Annotated in this window: 22 protein-coding genes; all 22 read left to right on the top strand. The window is 26.5% G+C overall.

What is annotated here, in order from left to right; all coding sequences use genetic code 11:
- Positions 1–3 precede the first annotated feature (3 nt).
- The 22 genes from AYC59_RS02635 to AYC59_RS02540 all read left to right on the top strand — a co-directional run bounded on the left by AYC59_RS02635 (position 4) and on the right by AYC59_RS02540 (position 20,333).
- Complete coding sequence (locus AYC59_RS02635; protein WP_066894927.1) at positions 4–1,029, top strand: tyrosine-type recombinase/integrase; 1,026 nt, start codon at positions 4–6, stop codon at positions 1,027–1,029.
- A gap of 213 nt (positions 1,030–1,242) precedes the next feature.
- Positions 1,243–1,710 (top strand): terminase small subunit, encoded by a 468-nt coding sequence (locus AYC59_RS02630; RefSeq protein WP_066894925.1) that lies wholly within the window; start codon positions 1,243–1,245, stop codon positions 1,708–1,710.
- A 1-nt stretch (position 1,711) separates the two neighbouring features.
- On the top strand, positions 1,712–2,227 hold the full coding sequence (locus tag AYC59_RS02625) for a ParB/Srx family N-terminal domain-containing protein (protein WP_066894923.1): 516 nt from the start codon (positions 1,712–1,714) through the stop codon (positions 2,225–2,227).
- On the top strand, positions 2,220–2,384 hold the full coding sequence (locus AYC59_RS07740; protein WP_156445464.1) for a hypothetical protein: 165 nt from the start codon (positions 2,220–2,222) through the stop codon (positions 2,382–2,384). Before AYC59_RS02625 ends, AYC59_RS07740 begins: the two co-directional genes overlap by 8 nt.
- 74 nt (positions 2,385–2,458) lie before the next feature.
- Positions 2,459–3,043, top strand: a complete 585-nt coding sequence (locus tag AYC59_RS02620) for a hypothetical protein (RefSeq protein WP_066894921.1) — start codon at positions 2,459–2,461, stop codon at positions 3,041–3,043.
- Positions 3,030–3,518, top strand: coding sequence for a ParB/Srx family N-terminal domain-containing protein (locus tag AYC59_RS02615; protein WP_066894919.1), 489 nt, complete (start codon positions 3,030–3,032; stop codon positions 3,516–3,518). Before AYC59_RS02620 ends, AYC59_RS02615 begins: the two co-directional genes overlap by 14 nt.
- Positions 3,515–4,786: a PBSX family phage terminase large subunit gene (locus tag AYC59_RS02610; RefSeq protein WP_066894917.1), complete on the top strand. Its 1,272-nt coding sequence runs from the start codon at positions 3,515–3,517 to the stop codon at positions 4,784–4,786. Before AYC59_RS02615 ends, AYC59_RS02610 begins: the two co-directional genes overlap by 4 nt.
- Positions 4,787–4,796: 10 nt before the next feature.
- Positions 4,797–5,972, top strand: coding sequence for a phage portal protein family protein (locus AYC59_RS02605; protein ID WP_066894915.1), 1,176 nt, complete (start codon positions 4,797–4,799; stop codon positions 5,970–5,972).
- A 73-nt stretch (positions 5,973–6,045) separates the two neighbouring features.
- Complete coding sequence (locus AYC59_RS02600; protein ID WP_066894913.1) at positions 6,046–7,518, top strand: ADP-ribosyltransferase; 1,473 nt, start codon at positions 6,046–6,048, stop codon at positions 7,516–7,518.
- Positions 7,496–7,762 (top strand): hypothetical protein, encoded by a 267-nt coding sequence (locus AYC59_RS02595; protein ID WP_156445463.1) that lies wholly within the window; start codon positions 7,496–7,498, stop codon positions 7,760–7,762. The genes AYC59_RS02600 and AYC59_RS02595 overlap by 23 nt, the downstream gene beginning before the upstream one ends.
- Positions 7,752–8,222 (top strand): phage virion morphogenesis protein, encoded by a 471-nt coding sequence (locus AYC59_RS02590; RefSeq protein ID WP_066894909.1) that lies wholly within the window; start codon positions 7,752–7,754, stop codon positions 8,220–8,222. Before AYC59_RS02595 ends, AYC59_RS02590 begins: the two co-directional genes overlap by 11 nt.
- Positions 8,223–8,258: 36 nt before the next feature.
- Positions 8,259–8,423 (top strand): hypothetical protein, encoded by a 165-nt coding sequence (locus tag AYC59_RS07735; RefSeq protein ID WP_156445462.1) that lies wholly within the window; start codon positions 8,259–8,261, stop codon positions 8,421–8,423.
- Between the two features lie 87 nt (positions 8,424–8,510).
- The gene (locus AYC59_RS02585) at positions 8,511–9,392 is read left to right on the top strand and encodes a hypothetical protein (protein ID WP_066894907.1); all 882 of its coding nucleotides are present in this window, start codon (positions 8,511–8,513) and stop codon (positions 9,390–9,392) included.
- Complete coding sequence (locus tag AYC59_RS02580) at positions 9,392–9,760, top strand: hypothetical protein (RefSeq protein ID WP_066894905.1); 369 nt, start codon at positions 9,392–9,394, stop codon at positions 9,758–9,760. The genes AYC59_RS02585 and AYC59_RS02580 overlap by 1 nt, the downstream gene beginning before the upstream one ends.
- Positions 9,760–10,755: a major capsid protein gene (locus AYC59_RS02575; RefSeq protein WP_066894904.1), complete on the top strand. Its 996-nt coding sequence runs from the start codon at positions 9,760–9,762 to the stop codon at positions 10,753–10,755. The genes AYC59_RS02580 and AYC59_RS02575 overlap by 1 nt, the downstream gene beginning before the upstream one ends.
- An 18-nt stretch (positions 10,756–10,773) precedes the next feature.
- Positions 10,774–11,094, top strand: a complete 321-nt coding sequence (locus tag AYC59_RS02570) for a hypothetical protein (RefSeq protein ID WP_066894902.1) — start codon at positions 10,774–10,776, stop codon at positions 11,092–11,094.
- Positions 11,091–11,525, top strand: coding sequence for a hypothetical protein (locus AYC59_RS02565; RefSeq protein ID WP_066894900.1), 435 nt, complete (start codon positions 11,091–11,093; stop codon positions 11,523–11,525). The genes AYC59_RS02570 and AYC59_RS02565 overlap by 4 nt, the downstream gene beginning before the upstream one ends.
- Before the next feature lie 2 nt (positions 11,526–11,527).
- Positions 11,528–12,454 (top strand): phage tail tube protein, encoded by a 927-nt coding sequence (locus tag AYC59_RS02560; RefSeq protein ID WP_066894898.1) that lies wholly within the window; start codon positions 11,528–11,530, stop codon positions 12,452–12,454.
- A 10-nt stretch (positions 12,455–12,464) separates the two neighbouring features.
- Entirely contained in the window at positions 12,465–12,935 is a 471-nt protein-coding gene (locus AYC59_RS02555) for a hypothetical protein (protein WP_066894894.1), read from the top strand.
- A gap of 20 nt (positions 12,936–12,955) precedes the next feature.
- The gene (locus tag AYC59_RS02550; RefSeq protein ID WP_066894892.1) at positions 12,956–13,195 is read left to right on the top strand and encodes a hypothetical protein; all 240 of its coding nucleotides are present in this window, start codon (positions 12,956–12,958) and stop codon (positions 13,193–13,195) included.
- A 16-nt stretch (positions 13,196–13,211) separates the two neighbouring features.
- Positions 13,212–18,476, top strand: coding sequence for a rhoptry family protein (locus AYC59_RS02545; RefSeq protein ID WP_066894890.1), 5,265 nt, complete (start codon positions 13,212–13,214; stop codon positions 18,474–18,476).
- A complete protein-coding gene (locus AYC59_RS02540; RefSeq protein WP_066894888.1) occupies positions 18,477–20,333 on the top strand; it encodes a hypothetical protein in 1,857 nt (618 codons plus the stop codon).
- The last annotated feature ends 1 nt before the right edge of the window (position 20,334 follow it).

Raw genomic sequence — 20,334 nt, 5'->3', positions numbered from 1 at the left:
AAAATGAGAAGAGCAAACGGAACTGGCTGTGTTAAAAAATTGTCTGGAAAAAGAAGAAAACCTTATGCGGTTGTAGTGACCGTCGGTTGGACTTTAGAGGGAAAACAGATTAACAAATATCTAGGTTATTTCTCAACAGCAAAAGAAGCAACTAAATTTTTAACAGATTATATTGATACACCATATAATATTGATAATGATTTGACGTTTAAAGAAGTGTATGATAAATGGAGTTTTAAGAAGTATACGGAACTTAGTGATTCAGCTATTAGGAATTATAAAACTAGCTTTAATAAATCTAAGAAGTTGCACGGTATGACTTTTAGAAGTATAAAGTTGAATCACTTACAACAAGTTATTGATAGTATAGGTGATAGCTGGGCAAGTAAGAGATTAACTAAAGTACTTTATAATCAGTTATATACTTATGCTATGAAGTATGATATAGTCAGTAAAGATTATAGTAAGTTTGTTGAAATAGGGAAGAAAGTAACTAAGTTAGAACGTAAAATATTTACTAAAGAAGAAATAAATACACTGTGGGAACATGTTGGGAAAATAGATTATGTTGATACGGTACTTATTTTAATATATACAGGTTTGAGAATAGGTGAATTATTAAACCTTAAAGTAAGTGATATAAATCTTGAAGATGCATATTTGAAAGGTGGTAGTAAAACAGAGGCAGGTAAAGATAGAATAATACCTCTAAATCAAAAAATATTACCTCTAATTGTTAGAAGAATTAATCAAGGTATAGAAAATGCTTATCTAATCAATTCAAAGCGTGGTGGTGGTAAAATGAGCTATTCTGTGTATAGTAGTCAGTTTAATTTTATTTTGAATGAATTGGGAATGGAACATACAATACATGATACTCGTCATACATTTGCCACATTGTTAAGTAATGCAGAAGCTAATGTAACATCGATTAAGAGATTAATAGGTCATAGCAATTATGAAATGACAGAAAAGGTATATACTCATAAAGATCTTGAGCAGTTAAAACAGGCTATTGATTTATTGTAGAAAATAGTTGACATAATTAATTATAATTAAGAAAGGAGATGTAATATGTCCTTTTTTTTCTGGACTAAAATCGGACTAAATTCGGACTTTACAGGTATTTTAACATATGCTATAATGTATAATATAGGAATGTAGGTTAATTAGTTTCTTTTCATAATTATTCTTTTTGAGACCAAAAGGTCTCTTTTTTTTTATTAATCAGAAAGGTGGGTGATGTATATAGATAATTTGGAATTAGCTAGAAGTAAATTAAATTTAAAACAACAGAGATTCTGTGAATATTATGTAGCTTGTGGTAATGTTTATGAAGCTGGTTTAAAAGCTGGTTATAGTGATTTTTATTCTAATAAAAGACTTCATACTCAAATGAAGCAAGAACACTATCAAAATTATATTAAAGAATTAAATAAAATAGAATTTGATAAATTAATTGCTAATGCTACTGAAATTAAACAAACTCTAACTAAAATATTAAGAGGTGAAGTTGAAGAAGAAGTTGTTATGGTAACTCAAAATGGAACATCATCGCCTCAAGCTAGAAAAGTAAAAAGAAAAACTTCAACTAATAATATTTTAAAAGCTGCCGATCAATTGTGTAAGATTTTAGGTTTATATGAAGATAAGGTAGATTTAAATCAAAATCTTGTTATATTTAATAATGAAGATAAAATAAAGGAGTAATATGCTAAAAATAGAAAAGATAAATATAAATGATATTGTGGAATATAAAAATAATGCAAAAAAGCATCCTAAAGAACAGATTAGTCAAATTAAGGAAAGCATAATTGAATTTGGTTATAATGACCCTATTGCTATTGATGAAAATAATATGATTATTGAGGGACATGGTAGATATTTAGCTTTAAAACAATTGGATTATAAAGAAATTGAAGTTATAAAACTTACTGATTTAACAGAGGTACAAAAAAGAGCTTATATAATTGCTCATAATAGAATATCATTAAATACAGGAATGGATTTCAAAAATTTATATGAAGAATTAGAACAATTTGTAAAAGAAGATCTAATAAAATATGGTTTTGTTGTTGATGAGGATGAAACGACAAATGAATCAGTTATAGAAAAAGATATTGTTATAAATGAAGAAAAAGAAAAAACAGAAAAATCAAAGTTATTATGCCCATGTTGTAATAAAATAGAAGATAAAAATAAATTTAAAGGAGTTTTAAATGGCTAAAATACTACACGATAAATATTACACACCTAATAATGTTGTAAAAAAGGTTATAGAACTTATTGAACGAGATATTAAATCAATAAATGAATTTGATAGAATCATTGAACCATCGTCAGGGGGGGTGCTTTTATTAAGGAATTACCTGAAAAAACAATAGGGTATGATATTAAGCCAGATTATATTAATGATAATATAATAGTAGGTAATTATTTAGAACAAACTATACCTAACATGTCAAATAGTATAGTTATAGGTAATCCACCGTATGGTGGTGAAAATAATTCAACAGGTCTACATAAAAAGTTTATAGAATTTAGTATTCAACATTCGGATTATGTGGTTTTTGTTTTACCTGTTGATATGTATAAAAAGGATAATTTAAAAAATGCCAAATTATTTAAAAGTTATAAATTACCTAAAGTAAAATATAGTGGTGTTGAATTATTAACGTGTATAAATTTTTATAAAAAAAGAGTAGAACCTTTAAGGCTAAAAAAGATAAAAAATGTAGAGATAATAAATTTTGCAAGAAATTCTGATACTACAAAACAAGATGAATTAAATTGGAAATTAAAAAAATCAGATTATAGAATTGCAACGTTCGGGACAGTTAGAGTGTTAAAGTCTGATGATTCAGTTAAATGCTCTGAAACAAAATTAACATTTAAAAAGAAGGTTAATTTTAATCCTATTCTAGAAAAATTTTTAAAAGGTGTCCATGATAATTCTATAAGTAGTTCAGGAGTATCAAATCAAATGCTAATAGATTTGATATGGGATACTTATCCAGAATTGAGGGATTATGAAAATTGTTAAATTGAATATAAACGATATAAAAGAATATGATAATAATGTGAAATCACATCCAGATTGGCAGATCGAACAAATAAAAAATAGTATACAACAATTTGGATTTAATGATCCAATTGTTGTTGATACTAATAAGGTAATAATTGAAGGTCATGGTCGTTATAATGCAGTTAAAAAACTTAATTATAAAGAGGTTGAGTGCATAGTTTTAGATTTAAAAGAAGAGTTGTCTAGTAAATATAGATTAGTACACAATAAGTTAAATCTAAATACTGGATTTAATGAAGAATTATTAAATAAAGAGTTAAATTATTTGTTAGATAATGCGTTTAATTTAGAGTATATAGGTATAGATAATTATAATTTTGATGAGGAAGAAATATTAGAATTAGAAGAAAGCGAAGAAGAGTATATAATTGAAAAATTATCTTGTCCAAATTGCGGATATATAGGACTTAAGGAGGAGTTTGATAAAGTGTGAATCTAGTGGAAGTTGATTTACCTGAAAAAATAGGTAAAGGTTATGGGAAGTTTTGGAATTTTAAAGGAAGATACAGAGTGGTTAAAGGTAGTCGTGCTAGTAAAAAATCTAAAACTATAGCACAATGGTTTATAGTAAATATAATGAAATATCCTAAAGCTAATGCACTAGTAGTAAGAAAAGTATTTAGAACACTTAAAGATAGTTGTTTTACTGATTTAGAGTGGGCAGTAAATAATTTACATGTAGCACATTTATGGGAATTTAAAAAAAATCCGATGGAAGTAACTTATTTACCAACTGGTCAAAAAATACTTTTTAGAGGAATGGATGATGCGTTAAAAATAACATCAATTTCAGTTAAAAAAGGTTCGTTGTGTTGGGTTTGGGTAGAGGAATGTTATGAAATTACAAATGAAGATGCATTCGATATGTTAAATGAATCTATAAGAGGTGTTGTTGAACCACCGTTATTTAAACAAATTACAATAAGTTTCAACCCGTGGAATCAGAATCATTGGTTGAAAAAAAGATTTTTTGATGTAAAAGATGAAGATATACTTGCTATAACAACTAATTACATGATAAATGAATGGTTAGATGAAAATGATTCTAAAATGTTTGAACATATGAAAAAATATAGTCCTAAACGTTATCAGGTGGCAGGACTTGGGGAGTGGGGAATTTCTGATGGACTAATTTATGAAAATTGGGAAGAAAAAGAATTTGATTATAAAGAAATATTACAAAAAAATAAAGATATAAAAGCAGTTTTTGGTTTAGATTTTGGATATACCAATGATGAAACTGCTTTTTTTTGTGGACTTATAGATGAAAATAAAAAGATTATATATGTTTTTGAGGAAATTTATAAAACAAGAATGCAAAACACTCAAATATATAAAGAGATTGTAGAGTTGGGATTTAAAAAAGAAAGAATAATAGCTGATTGTGCCGAACCTAAAAGCATTGATCAATTAAAAGGGTTGGGATTAGAAAGAATTAAAGGTTGTGTGAAAGGTAAAGACAGTATAAACAACGGAATACAATTTATACAAGATTTTAAAATAATAGTACATCCACAATGTACAAATTTTATAAATGAAATTAGTAATTATTGTTGGGATAAAGATAGATTAGGTAATACTATAAATAAACCAGTAGATGAGTTTAATCATTTGATGGATGCTATGAGATATGCATTACAAGAATATGTACATAAATCATTAAAAGGAATTAGTTTAGATAGAAAAATAATATCAATTTAGGAGTTGTAGTATGAAATTAGATAAAAAGTTATTAGAATTAACTGTTAATCAACTTATTAACACAGAAGTTAAAAGTAATTATAATGTGGAATTAACAGATGATTTGATAGAAGAAATGTGTAATGATGTAACTATTAAAATGTGCATTGATACTTTAGTTAAAGGTGTATCAAGTAGAGAATTGGTAGTTAAATCTGAAGATAATGCAGAGCAAGATGAAAAGATTATTGAAATTCAAAAGAGAATTAATAAGATTAGAAATAAAACAAGGCTTGTTGAAGATATAGCTATGGCATATTTTAAAAAATTATCATTACACGAGATAGTATATAATGATAAGTTAGATGGTATAAAAGAATTAGTAGAAATACCTAAAAAACTTGTAAAATACAATAGAGATAATAAGATATTTACATTAACAGTAGATAATACAGTTTACGATTTATCAGAAAAAAATAAGTGGTTGTTATCTATTCACGGTAAGAGTATAGCTTATAGACAGGGTAGATCAAAGCTTGAAAGCTGTGTTACTGATTATTTAAATATTAGAAACATAAATGAAAAGATACAAGGTATTGTTAATAAATATGGTGATACTATAATGGTATTTGCATATAGTCCAGAGCAATCAGAAAAAGAGGTTGAGAATACTGCTGAAGATATTAAAAAAGCAAATGGTAAGAATGTTATAGCAATTCCTATAAGTGAAAATACAACATTAAAAGAAAATCTATTTACGATTAGGTTATCTGATATAGATACTGTAATTCACGAAAGATTGCTTGATAGATATAAAAAGAATATTGTAATGAATCTATTAGGTTCAAGTTTAACTGTTGATAATGGTGGTGGAAGCTCTTCGTATGCTTTAGGAAATATACATCAAGAAGAAAAAGAAAAAATTGAAGATAGTTTAGCATTATTTGTAAGAGATGAACTTGATAAACTTATAGATATAGATGCGGAACTTTATGGGTATGATTCAGAGCTTTATTACATATCAATTGATAGACCAGAAAATGAAAGTGAAAGATTAGAAATTGATACAAAAAGACAAGATTTCAAGCAAAAGGTTATAAATGGAGTTTTAACATTATCTCAAGCAGGATATGAAATTGATGAAGAAGAACTTAAAGAGCTAACAGGGTTTTCTACAGTTCGTAAAAAGGAGAATACCACCTTTTAATAATGCTAGAGAATTTAATAAAAGATTTGAATTTGCAAGTCGTGGAACTGATTTAGAAATAAGAGAAGAGAAAATGCAAAAGTGGTTAGATGACTTATCTAGTAAATTCGAGAGTGATTGTACCACCTCATTGCAAAAATCATTAAAAAAGATTAAGACCATTGAAGATATAACTAGCAAAATTAATATAAAGCTAGATATATTAAATCAAATGGTCTATTTTAATATACTGGGAAGATATTTAGCTATAGTCGAGCTAAAATCTAATCCATTAAAAGAATTTGCAGAAGATGATGACATATTTAATATGCCGTTTGAAGAAGCTATTGAATCATTAAAAAGCAGAAGATCTAGTTTATTTGAAGATGTAAATAAAATAAATAAATCAGAAAAACAAAATCTGTTTTGGATAAAGAAAACAACTGATTTAACTGTAACTAGAAAAATACAAGAAAGTTTATTGAGAAACCTTAAAAAAGGTGGAACTAATAAAGAGTTTTTAGATAATATAGAAGAATTTAAACTACCTAAAGATTATTTAAAAGGTGTGTATAGAACTGTAATTACTCAAGCTCAACAAAGGGGACACGCTAAAAAGCAAATGGAAATGTCAGATTATTTTGAATACGGTTTATACAGTGCAATAGAAGATGGAAGAACAACACATCAATGTAAAGAGCTTCATGGGAAGGTAATGAAGATAACAGATTTCATTGAAAAAGGATTATATCCACCATTGCATTATAACTGTAGAAGTAGTATAATACAGCTAAGCAAAGAAGATGTTAAAGATTTAGGGTTAGAGATAACAGAAGATTATGATACTAACGATGATAGATTCAGTGATTATAGATATTTAACTGATAAGTCTTCTGGTAAAAAGAAAAGCATATATAAAGAATATTATGAAAGTCAAAAATTAAAAGTTGTTAACTTGTTTAATAAGATTAAAGAATTTATTAAGAAGATAACTGGTATTTTTGATATAGTTAATAATAAAACAGTATTTGAAGTTGCTAATGATTCTAAATTAAAAATCTTACAACAAGATAGTGATTATATATATAAGAATTCTAAAGATTATATTACTTATGCTTTGAATATGTATACTGGTATTCTATATACAAAAATTAATGCACTATTAAAAGAACATAAGAATGGTTATATAAATAAATTGCCTGATGATATTGAAGAATATGTTAACGGTATTGATAATGCAATGAATGATTTTAAATTAAAAGAAAATTTAATTGTTTTTAAAGGGACACATAAATCATATTATAAAGATTGGAATGTTGGTGAAATAAGGTCAACTAATATATTTTTAAGTACAAGCCTTGATTTAGACATTGCAACACACTTTAAATTTGATTTGATGCTTGAGATTAGAGTTAAACAAGGTACTAAATGTATTTATATAGGTGATAATTCAGAAAGTTTAAATGAAAAAGAACTGTTATTATCAAGAAATTTAAAATATAAAGTTATAGAAAAGACTAATGAAAAAATGTTGTTGGAGGTATATGATGAAGATCCCACAAGATAGATTGGATAGGTTAAATAAACTTTATGAAGACCAGTTAAAAGATAAAGAAAGAAGAGTGTTTTATTTAAGTTTTAAAAGGTACTGGGGTGGCTTAACGGATGAAGAGTATAAAGAATATTTAGAATTATGTAAACTTAAATTTGGACGTTTACCTGAACCTTTAGGAAAAAAATTAACACCATTAAGTTTAAGAGAAAAATGGGCAATGGATGGTTTGATTATGGGAATTAAAGATGAAGATTGAAATAAAAAAAATAAGAGGTATTAAAATACCCAAAGATTTAGATATAGAAGTTAAAAAAGACATAATGAGAAAAGTTGCAACAGCTATGCAAAATAAAGTAAAGTATAGGTTTCATAGAGGTGTAGATCCTGAGGGGAATGCTTGGAAGCCATTAAAAGGAAGAGATGGTAAGCCTTTAAGAGATACTGGAAGATTATTAAATAGTTTAACTACATCAAGTGATGATAATACAGCTAAGGTTGGAACTAATACTAAATATGCTAGAATACATAATGATGGTGGAGTTATAACAGCTAAAAATGGTAAATATTTAAGGTTTAAAACTGATAAAGGTTGGGTTACAAAAGAAAGTGTTAATATACCTAAAAGGCAATTTATGGGATTTGATGATGATTTAAATGCAAAAATAAGACAAATAATAATAAATGGAATTAAAGAGAAATTAAATAATGAAAAATAATTTCTCTTTTTTTATTATTTAAGAAAGGTAAGCACAATGATTGGTTATTATAAAGAATTAAAAACAAAAACAGATAAAATAATTGAAGAGATGTTGGAAGTATTAATAAAAAATGATTTTGATTTAACGATGTCTGAATATATGTTAGATGAACTAAAAAATAATCTCAAATTAATGGATAAATTAGTACATGAGTTTTAAAGAAAGGAGAATACATATGAATAATTATTACACTAAGTACCACTGATGTGGTACTTTTTGTTTTATTAAAATAAGAAAGGAGCAGCAATGACAAAGAAGATTAAAGTGTTTGAGAGTGGAACTTATCCACAAGGAGAATTTAATTCTGAAAGAGTTAAAAAGATATTTGGGTCTATTACAGAGCCAATACAGGCAATCTATGCTCATACAAGTAAGTGGGATGGAGAAGAACCTGTAGAGATTGGAAACTTTAGTGATTTTGAAATCAAGGAAGATGGAGAAAAAATTAATGTATATGCTAAAGCTAATTTAAATGAAAAAGGTTTAGGATATTACAAAGATAAGATTTTAAAAGGAATCTCTGTTGAAATTGATAAAGCTAAAGATACTTTATTAAAGGTTGCAGGTCTACCTATTGGAGTTAAGCAAGCTGTAACAGGTGCAGAATTTGAAAACATTACAGTTGAATTTGAAGAAATTGAGGTAGAAACTGTAGAAGATCAACCAAAAGAAGAACTTACTCTTGATAAATTCAGAGAAATATTCGGAGATGAATATGAAATAGTTCCTAAGAAAAAAGAGGAAGAAAAGAAAGAATTTAGTAAAGATGAAGTTGAAGAAATTAAAAAGCAGGTAAGAGCAGAGTTTGAAAAAGAATTACAAGCAGAAAAATCTAAAAATGAATTTTTAGAAAAATACAAGGATAAACTTACTCCAAAGATTAAAGAATTTATGACTGAAGAACTTATAGTTAATATCTTTAGAAATGAAGAAACTTTAGAATTTGGAGATAAAAGTATATCTATTGTAGAATTTATGACAAAATTAGTAGAAGAATTACCATCATTTAAAACTGAAAGTGTAAGTAATTCTATTAATTTTGAAGATAAAAAAGATAATGAAACTGATTATGAAAGAGCTATGAGAATAGCGAAAGAGAAAACAGAAAAAAGATATGGAGGTAAATAATGAAGAATTTAGTTAAAAAAGAAAAATTTAATACAAAAAATGTAGTAGTCGAAAGATTTATTCCAGATGATATAGTAGAACTAGTTGCAGGTCAACAATTAAAACACGGAGATATTTTAGTACAAGATGAAACTACTGGAAAATGGAAGAAATATGTTAAAACAGATTTTACAGGTTCTGAAAATATTAGAATTTATACAGGAGAAGATTTAGAACAAGCAAGCACAGCAGATGATAAAGCAGAAGTTTTAAGACAAGGAAGAGTAGATAAAGCATTTGTAGGCAATTTATCAGAAACATCTACAGATAACATAAAAGTTTTAAATACATTAGAAATACATAACATATTCGTTGAGGAGGTAAAATAATGGCAATAAATACAAAAAATGCAGAATTAATGGGAATATATCAAGGTTTAAAACCTGAAAACGTAGTAAGTACATATTATCAAGATAAATTTAGAAACGATTATTCAACTAAATCAGCTACATTAGTATTTGATGATTTAGTAGGGAATTTAAAAAGTTTAGCTATAGTGCCTAGAAACACTAAAGCACCAGTTATAAGAGAGGGAGAATTCATAAGAAATACATTCACACCTGATATTATAAAAGGGTCTGCACCTTTAACACCTGATGAGTTATTTGCAATGCAAGCAGGAGAATCACCTATATTATTTAAAGGTCAATCAATGAGTAAAGTAGATCAAATAAGAGATGGCAAGTTAAAATCATTAAAATTAGCATATATTGCTACTAAAGAAAAGATGGCGGCAGAAATCTATTTAACAGGAAAATTAACAATGCCTGAAACAGGTAGAGAGTTAGTATTTGATGAAACTACTAATACTTCTAAAAATCTTGTTGTTACTGCTTGGCAAGAATTTGTATTAGAATTAGTTGAAGAATTTGCTAAAGATAATGGGTTTGTACCTACAAGAATTGAATTAGGTTCAGCTATTTTCAAAGAATTAATGAAAGATAAGGACTTTGCTAAGTTAATTACTGCATACAATCAAGCAAATGTAACTGATAAAGATACAGGTTATAAAAATCTATATCCATCATATAATTTATTAGGTTACAGATTAGATGTGTTACCACCAACTAATTTATATTCAGGTAATTTAGATACATCAAACTTAGTAATAGTATCAAGTGATGTTGAGTTTGTAAACACTTATGTAGGTTTAACTGTAATAAATAATGATAAAGTTGAGGTTGTAGAAACTGATGTATATATAGATTACGATGTAGATAAACCAACAACATCTCAATCATATATTTTAACAAGTGGATACTTACCAGTTATTCCTATTTCTAAAAGAGTTAAAAGATATAATGTAACAGTAAAATTAAAATAATAAAGGAGTTGTTGGAAGATGGAATTACCTATAATTCTACAAAAAAAGTTGTTAAAAATGGGTTATACGGAAGAGCAAATCTCTTCCAACACTACCCACTTTGAAGAACAAGCTATTGAGTATATCAATCTAAAATTAGGAGATATACCTATAAATAATGTACAGAAACAAATGATAGTTGAAAACTATGTACATTATCAATTATTTGCTTTTGTTGAAAATGATAATTTAGTTAAAGATAAAAAAGATTTTATTGATAGTACATTAAATTCTATAATAAAACTACACAATGAAAATAAAACTGATAAGTCTAAAAAGAAAGGAATAATGGTTTTATGATTATTGTTGATAAGATATTAGAAGTATTAAAAGAATTAGTTTCAGAAGATTATTTAGTTGAATTTTCTAATTATGATGATAATAAGTATTTTAAAGATGGACTATACAATAAAGATGGTATATTTTTAGTTGATGTGAAATCAACTTCAACAAGTTCAGTAAGTGTATCACAACACATTAGAGATATTAGAAGAAGAATAGGTATAACATATATTAGCTATTTTGATTCAATATCTGAAAAAGCAAATATAGATAATGTTAAGTTTGTTGATGATGTATTAAATAGATTAATACAAGATGAAAGAATTAAATATAGTACAAGAAGTTTAGATTATTCTTATGATGTAGAACATTATCAAGAGAATGAAAATGATCTGGGAGGTTCTAATATTATAAATATAACAATTGATTTAACAGAAAGGAGATCATAAATATGCAATTATTGATCGCAAAACAAGATAACAGAAACACTGCAAAAACAACAGATATGAAGAAGTTACAATTTACAAGCTATTCATTAGCACCTAATGTGAATGCAACAAAATCTCAAACTATAAATACAGTAGGTTTTGAAACTGATTCTTGGATATCTAAAATAGATGTTTCAGGAGATACAACAGTAGAAGCCACTTTAGGACAATTAGAAATGTTAATTGAATCTTCAGGATTTGAAAAACAAACTCAAGGGTCTACAGCTAAAAAATTAATATATAAAGCATCTAATAAATTTGATAAGTACTTAACAGTTGTACTCGATGATGATGAAAATGAATCATATGATCAATTCCAAGGATTGCTTGTTAACTCATTAAAATTTGAGACATCATTAGAATCATATGTGAACGTGACACCATCATTTATAGGAATGAATCACGTTGCTGGTAATACAAGATTTTCAGGTGGAGCAACTGCAACTGAATTTGATGGTAAAAAGTTAATATGTTTAGGTGCTACTATAACTGAAAACGGTACTACTGATGTTACACGTGATATTGAAAGTTTAGATATTACTATCAATAACTCTTTAGAGGGTAAAGGTGCATTAAATTCAGTATATAACAAATCTATTAAAAGAAATGGTATAAGAGATATTACAGTTAACTTTACATATAATGAATTTTTAAAAGAAAATTATGTTGGAGCTCATACAGCATTAAAAGCTAATTCAACATATGCTATAAAAATACAATTTAAGGAAGTTGAAACTGATAATAAGATAATAATAGAGTTGCCAAGATGTAAGGTATCTAATGTAGAAAGAACAGATATAACAGGTGCTCAAGGAATGAGTAAAGAAGTATCTGCTTTATATGATGAAGCAACTGGATCACCTATTGTTATAACTATCGAAAAAGCTTAGGAGTTAGTTTATGGAAAGAGAAACTCAGATTGTAGATGAAAAAATACAAGATATAAAAAATTATGATAGAGAAGATAAAGTTGAAATTGATAGTGAAGAAAAGCAAATAGAAGCTTTAGAAGATGGTAAGGTCACACAAGTTGTGACCTTTTCTAATAAAACAGATAGTATAGTAATAGAAACTGTAGCAAGTTTTTGGAATATGTTTAATTATGTTAATACACCAACAACTAAAGTAAGAGTTTTAAAAGAGGGAGCTCATGAGATTTTAACTATTAATTATACTGCGGAAACAAGTCCTGTTATTGAATTAATAAAAAGTCAAACTTTAAAATTAATTTTAGATGGCAAAGAAAAACAAGTTGAGATAGAAAGTATATTAGAGTTTTTTAGTAGAAATCCTGATTTATTTAAGAAAATATTTAATAGCATTTTGGAAAATTCAAGGATAAGTGAAAAGGTGGGTTTGCTCAAGGTTTAAGGCTTAGATATAAATTTGTAATGAGAGATTTATTAAAAGGTCTTAATAAAGAAACTAAAAAATATGATTTATTGAAAGAAGATATAATGAAGTATTTATACTATTTTGATTATAATGTAGTAGGTTTTGGTGGAGTACAATATAAAATAAATTATCCATTTAGTAAAACACGTGCAGAGCATCCTTTTTGGCTTGTTGAAAAAATGGAATTTCTATTTGAAATATATAAAGAAGTCATGAATGAAATCAGAAAAAAATAGTGAAAGGAGGTAACATATGGCATTAAGTGATTATGAATTAGAGATGGTTGCAAAATTAACAGATCAAGTAACACCAGTTTTAAATAAAATAAATAAAGAATTAAGTAAAGAGTTACCAGCACCTAAAGTTGACGATAGCCCTCTTAAAAAATTATATAGTAGCTTTATTAATTTAACTAGTTCTGTACAAGGGTTAGCAGCTGTTTATGCAGGTAGTAAATTAGTAGGTTCTGTATTGAATTTTGGTAAAGCTTGTTTGAGTGCGTCAAGTGATATGACAGAATTACAAAATGTTACAGATCAAGTTTTTGGTCAAATGGCAGATGATGTTCAACAGTTTGCAGAAAAATCAGGAGTAGAAATGGGACGTAGTATTTATGCTATGAAAAAATATGTAAGTGATATGGGTGCTGTTATCAAAGGTTTAGGTGGGTTTGATACATCTCAAATTAAAGAAATGTCTGAAAATCTTGCAAGCTTGGCAGTTGATATAGGTTCATTTAAAAATATAGATGATGAGCAAGCATTTAATGCACTTCGTGGTGGTATCGTTGGAGAAACTGAAGCTCTAAAAACATTAGGTATAGTTATTAATGATACTGTCATGGCAGAGTATGCTAGAAACAAAGGAATAAAAGAAAAATGGGTTAATTTAGATGCAAGTACTAAAGCAGAATTAAGATATCAAGCATTGCTTGAAAAAACTTCATTTATGCAAGGAGATGCCGCAAGAACTATTGATTCTTATGCTAACCAACTTAAGGTATTTGAAGCTAATATGAATAATATTACAACTACCATAGGTAATAAGTTTACTAATGCAACAGCAGGGGCATTAAGTGGAATTAATAATCTATTAAGTGGATTAAATGATTTATTGAATCAAAAAGGTGTTGATGATTATTGGTCTCAATTTATTGATGAATCAGAACATGCTAGAAATATGGTTGAAGAGTATATTAATTTATCTAAAAAAGCTCTTGATAGTTCTCTGACTAGTGAAGAAGAATCTAAAAGATTAAGTATGTATGAAGAATTAAAATCTCTTTATCCAGATATCATAGGTAGTATATCAAGTGAAGCTAGTGAATATCAAAAAGTTGCAGATAGTTTAGATGATATAAACTCTAAATTAAAACAAAAGGTACTAATGCAACTTAATGAAGACAATATGAAAGAATTTGCAAAAACTCAACAGAAAGAATATGAGAAGATTGCAGGTTTAAAGCAAGATATTCAAAAAGAACTTGCTAATTTCCAAAAAGCAGGACTTGATTTAAAAAACGGTGTAACAGAAAGCTTGATAAAAGATTTAGATAAATTTAAACATGTTAAGTTAGATGATAATAAAGCTCTTGAAACTGCTATGAAAGATATAAAAGAAATTTTAAAACAGCATGGAGAAGATGGAACTGATAAACAAGCAAGGATTTTATTAGATAGAATAGCACCTTTAACATTTAAAATTGATAGAATTAATAACCAAATAACAAAATCAGAAGATGTTATAAAAGCAGGACTAGAAAAATCTAATTTAAAAAGTGAAGCTTTAAAAAATATGCTGGGTGATTATGGTGTAAAAACTGGAGATTTATTAGATGGTATAAATGATGGTCTACACGATTTACATAAATTAGGAGAGCAAACTAAAAATGATTTAAAATCTAATGCCAATAAAAATACGGCAGATTTATCTAAAAAGATTAATCAAGATTCACTATCTATTATAGATAATCAAGGCAGAGTTCAAGAAGTTATTACAGGACACACTACAGATAGAAGTATAGATGAGATATTTGAAATTCAAAAAGTTGGTGCAAGTGTTAGTGCTTTTGTAAATGGAGTTAATACAACATTTAAAAATTTAGGTGATGGTAAGTATGAGGTTAGTACAGGAGCAGGAAATAAAGATTCTGTTATGTATATTAATGGAGAAAAGGTATTTACTAATCAAACTAAAATTATGAGTGAGCAAGAAGCTAAAAAGCTGTTACAAAAGAATTATAAAATTCAAGCACCCCAAAAACAACAAATATCAAGAAGCTCTTCTAATGATTCTAAGTCTAAATCAAAAGGTAAAAAAGATAAAAAAGAAAGTGGAACTAAAGAGAAAACATATGCTGATAAATTGAAAGATATTAATGATAGTTTATCTAAAAAATGGGAAGATATCTTATTGAATCTTGAAAAAACTATAGGGGAATTAAATTTAAGAATTAATTCTGATAAGTTAAAAACTATATTAGAAAAAACTAAAAAAGTACACGAATTAAATTTAGAAAATATTGCTAATTTTAGCAATAATGGCTTTTTTAATCCACTTGAAACATTACAAGAACAACTAAAAGCATATGATGATTATATTAAGCAATTACAATCTAATTTTAAATATACTAATGATAAGAGTTTGCAAGATAAAATAAAGCAAGAAATTGAAAATACTAAAAAGCAATCTGAAAAAGTTAAACTTGAGTTGTTAGAACAGACTACTTTAAAAAATACTAATGAATTGAATTTATCAAAATCTAACGGTTGGGTAGATAATTTAGAGTATTTGAATAGTCAGTTAAATATATATAATGAGAAGTTGAAGAACTATCAATCGTTGTTTAATGAAATTAAAGATGAAAGTTTAAAAGGTAAAATTAAAACTGATATTGATAATTTGAAAAATACCATTAAAGAAACACAAAATGAATTAAAGAATGAAACTGTTATTGAAGAATTAAGAAAAATAATAGATGATCTTAATGATGTATATAAAGGAGATACCAAAGAGCAAGTATTGAATTTATCAAGAGAATTAGCAAATAAAAAGAAAGCTAAAATTGATAATAGAACTGATTTGACTGATATTCAAAAATATGAAGAAAAAATAAAAGTTGATGAAGAATTTAATACTAATGTTGAAAAGGTTGGTTTATATACTGAAAAAATCAATATATCAGCTTCTAATTATATTTTAAATATCAAGAAAACTTTTGAAGATTTAAAGGATAAAATAGAAAAATCTGATAAGTCAAGTGAACTTGATATTGAATTTAAAATGAATGACACTATTTCTGATAAAGATTATATTGAAAAATTAAAAGAGAAAAAAGCTAAAATTGATGAAGAATACAAAACTTTAAAAGATTCATATGTAAATGGTTTTGATAATTTAGATGAAAATTTAAAATTTATGATTGATAATGCAACAGGAACAGATACTTTAGATAAAATAACTAATCTGTTAAATGAACATAATTTTAATAAAGAAGATACAGATAAATTAACAACTTTAAAAACAGCATTAGATAAAATGAAAAATGCTAGTTCAAAATCAATAGAACTAAAAGAAGCTATTAAAAAAGCTGAAGAGCTTAAAAAAATGATAACTGAATATGTTCAGTTTACTTTTGAAAATATAAAAAAAGCATTTAAAAATATAGTAAAAAATTCAGATGATAGTGAAGTCGGTGGAGAACTATTAGATTTATTTTCAAATAAAATTGCAGGTGTAGCATCTTTTGCAACTGGAGATATAGCAGGTGGAGTTAAAGCTATAGTTAATGAATTTGTTGATATGGGATCAAGGTTAGTTGGTATACTTTTTGGAGATAACAAAGCAGAAAAAGCTAAGAAAGATTATGAAGCAAGATCAAAAGAATTAGATGATAATACACGAGCTTTAAGAGAACTAAGAGATACAATGAAAGATATTCAGGGAGATTTAGTAAAATCTGCAAGTGAAAATACAAGTAATAAAAATCTTGAATTGTATAAGAATATGTCAACTGAAATGAATAAGGTTTTTGCTAATAACTTTAACCCAAAAGTTTTAATGAATGGTGTAGCTGAAAGAAGTCAAAAACGCGGTTTCTGGAATGGGTTGTTGTCAATCTTTACATTAGGAGTTTCTGATTTAATATCACATAAAAGAGAAAATGTTGCATATGCTAAAAACTTTAGTGATGTAATGAAGTTTGATGCACAAAACTCAACAGATTTAGAAAAAATATATAATGAAAAGATTAAAAATTTAAATTCAGAAGATTTAAAGAAATTCTTAGATAAAGAGGGTGGAGCTATCACTCAATGGGATCTAGTTGATGTAAATTCTAATCTTGATCAAATTAAACAACAATTTTTAAATAAAATTCAAGATTTAAGAAAGCAAGAGCAAGAAACTGAGAAGTTCTATACTAATGCTATTTATGAGAGTTTTGAGGGTGTTTCTACAATTGATAAAAAAGCTAAGAAAAAAGAAATGCTTGATAAAATGAAATCATTAGCTAAAGATAATGATGATTTAGAAAAAATGATACCAGAATTTGAAAAGAAAATTGATGAAATGTTAGATAAAGAAGATAAAATTGTAACGGCATTTAATGAAACTAGAGAAAGTATAACTAAAAATCTTTCAGATGGTAAGAATGTAATTGAAAGTTTAGCTAATGGTTTAGGTTCATATTTTGGTAAATTAAGAAATAACTTAGCTAAGATAAAATATGATTTAGAATTTAGAGAGCTTGATGGTTTAGAAACTAAATTCGAAGATAAGTTTAAAGAAGTTGCAGAAGCATTAGTAAAAATTAGGCTTGAAAGTGGAAAAACACTTAAAGATTTAGACCCAAAGCATCTTGATTTTAGTTCTTTATTTAAGCAGTTAAAAGACACTGAAAAAGTTTCAAGTGATATGAGAGATATTATTCAAGAGTTAAGAAAACAAGCTAAAATGCAAGGTATATCTGATGAAATGATAGACCAAATGTTACCACTTGATAAAATAACAAATAAAGCACAAGAATTATCTGATATTTTAAAACAAGCTATGACCGTTGCTATAGATACAAATAGCTTTGAACAGTTTAATATGTCTATAGGTGATGGGATATATAAAAGTGCTAAAGATGCATTAATAAAATCATTTAGTGAAAGTTCTGTATATCAAAATTTAATAAAAAAATATATGAATACAGAAGATATGGATCAAAAATTAAGTGGAGCTTCTACTCTTAAAGAAGCTTATGAAACTATTAAAAAGGAATTAGATAACTTTGAAACTAAATTAAAATCAGAGGGGTTAGGTTTCAGAGAAACTAACGCATCTAGTGGAGAATATTTAGGTGGTATGACTAATAAGAGTTTACCATCAAGCAACATTGTATCAAAAGGTATTGATTTTAAAGTAGAAGTTAATATTGATAATAGAGGATTTTTAGCTGTTGAAGATCTAACAAAAACTATTTTTGATAAATTTAGAGCAGAAGAAATTTTAAGGAAATCAAAGGAGGTATAAGTGAGAATAGTAAGTGATACATATAAAGAATTAATGAAGACAGAATCTAATAATATAAAACATCAATATACTATTAGAAATATCACAAGAGAATTAGATTTAACAGATCTATTAACTAATACCTCTTTTAATATTTCTAGATTTTTGAGAACTGCCGAGGGAAACATAAGTCCATCAACATTAAATTTAATACTTGAAGCTAATGCTAATGCACCAAGTGATGTACTTATAAAAGATTTTCATAGAAGATATAAAGATTTTCCAAGAATGAGATGGAATGAATTATTAACTCTAGAAAATGTAGATGAATATTTAGTTAAAAATGGAGATATTATAACCATTGAAGATACATTTAATAATGAAACTCTTATGATATTTAAAGGTGTTGTTAGAAATATAGTTAAAACTGATACTAGTTTAGGAAGAACGATAGAACTTAGTGTTGATGATAATACTATAAAAGGATATGAGAAATTATTCATAGAAGATATATCTTATGAAAATTTTTATATTTCAAACAATACAGATAAAGCCAAAAGTTTATTACATAGTCTAGCTACTAAGTATTTAGGGTTTGAAGATAATGAATTAGAAATAGCAGATATAAAAATTAATAATGAATATGTTAAAATTCCACTTGTTAATATTAAAAAAGGTACTAAAGTTATGGAAGAATTATCAGAGATAGTGAGATCTGTTTATGGTAATATTTATACAACAAATACAGGTAAACTTAAAATAAATTCTGTTTTTGATAAATCATACATAAATAAAGTTGATATAACCTTAGGAGATAAAAAGGGTAATTATCCTATTTTATCTTTTATAGAAACTAGTGAAATTATAGCTAAAAATAATAAAGTTGAAGTAAATTATACAAATACGGTAGCACAAAACAAACAGACTGTATTTGCTTTAGCTGGACAGAATGCAGTTCAATCTGAAGATGATGCTAAGATAGTTGTTAGAGCTAATACGACTGGAAAAGAGTATTGGAAAATAGATATAAAAGATGTTATAGAACTTGATAAAGTGCCAAGAATTGTAGCTTATACATTAAATGGAACTACTAAAACTAATATAACATATTCTACATATGAATTAGATATTAATTCAAGTGGAGGTAAGTTAAAACTTAATAATACCACAAATAAAGATATATTTATAAAAGAGTTTAAATTACAAGGAAGACCAATATTAACGTTTAATAATAATACTGTATCTTATACAGAAATTAGAAACTTAAAACAAGAAAATATGAGTATAAAAACTGTTAGTTATAAGTATATTACAAGTAGAGAACAGGCTACTGAAATGGCAAAACATACTTATTATAATGAATGTCGTGATTATAACACAATTAAATTAAGAGCAAATAATATGCCATTTTTAGAGTTAGAAGATGTTATAAAATTAGATTTTAAAAAGTATAAAGGAAATTATCAAATAATAGCAATAGATCAAGCAAACGATTATATGGAACTTGTACTTAAATTATATAGAGATTATGAAGCTAATAGTGAGAATTTTATAACAGAACAGACCAACTATGCTAATGAAGAATATTTAAGAAGTAGAGCAAATATTGAAAAAGAGCAAGATAAAATAAGAAGTGGTTTGTATGAATATAATAAAAACAACACTATTATTATAAGAGAGCTAGTTGATGTTAATAAATATAATATAGTAGCTTATATAAACGAAATACCATTAAATGTTGTGAATGCAGTTAAAACTATATGTGAAGTTGTAAAGCAAGATAATGGTTTTTATATAAAAGTTGGAGTAGTTGATCTACATAATAATATTTTAGCAACAGGTAAAGCTATTTGGGTTGCTACAAGAATAGGAGGTTAGA

It is taken from the genome of Pseudostreptobacillus hongkongensis, assembly GCF_001559795.1.
GTDB lineage: Bacteria > Fusobacteriota > Fusobacteriia > Fusobacteriales > Leptotrichiaceae > Pseudostreptobacillus > Pseudostreptobacillus hongkongensis.
The sequence above is the reverse complement of the archived record's forward strand: the minus strand, read 5'-3'. Positions and strand labels throughout refer to the sequence as shown.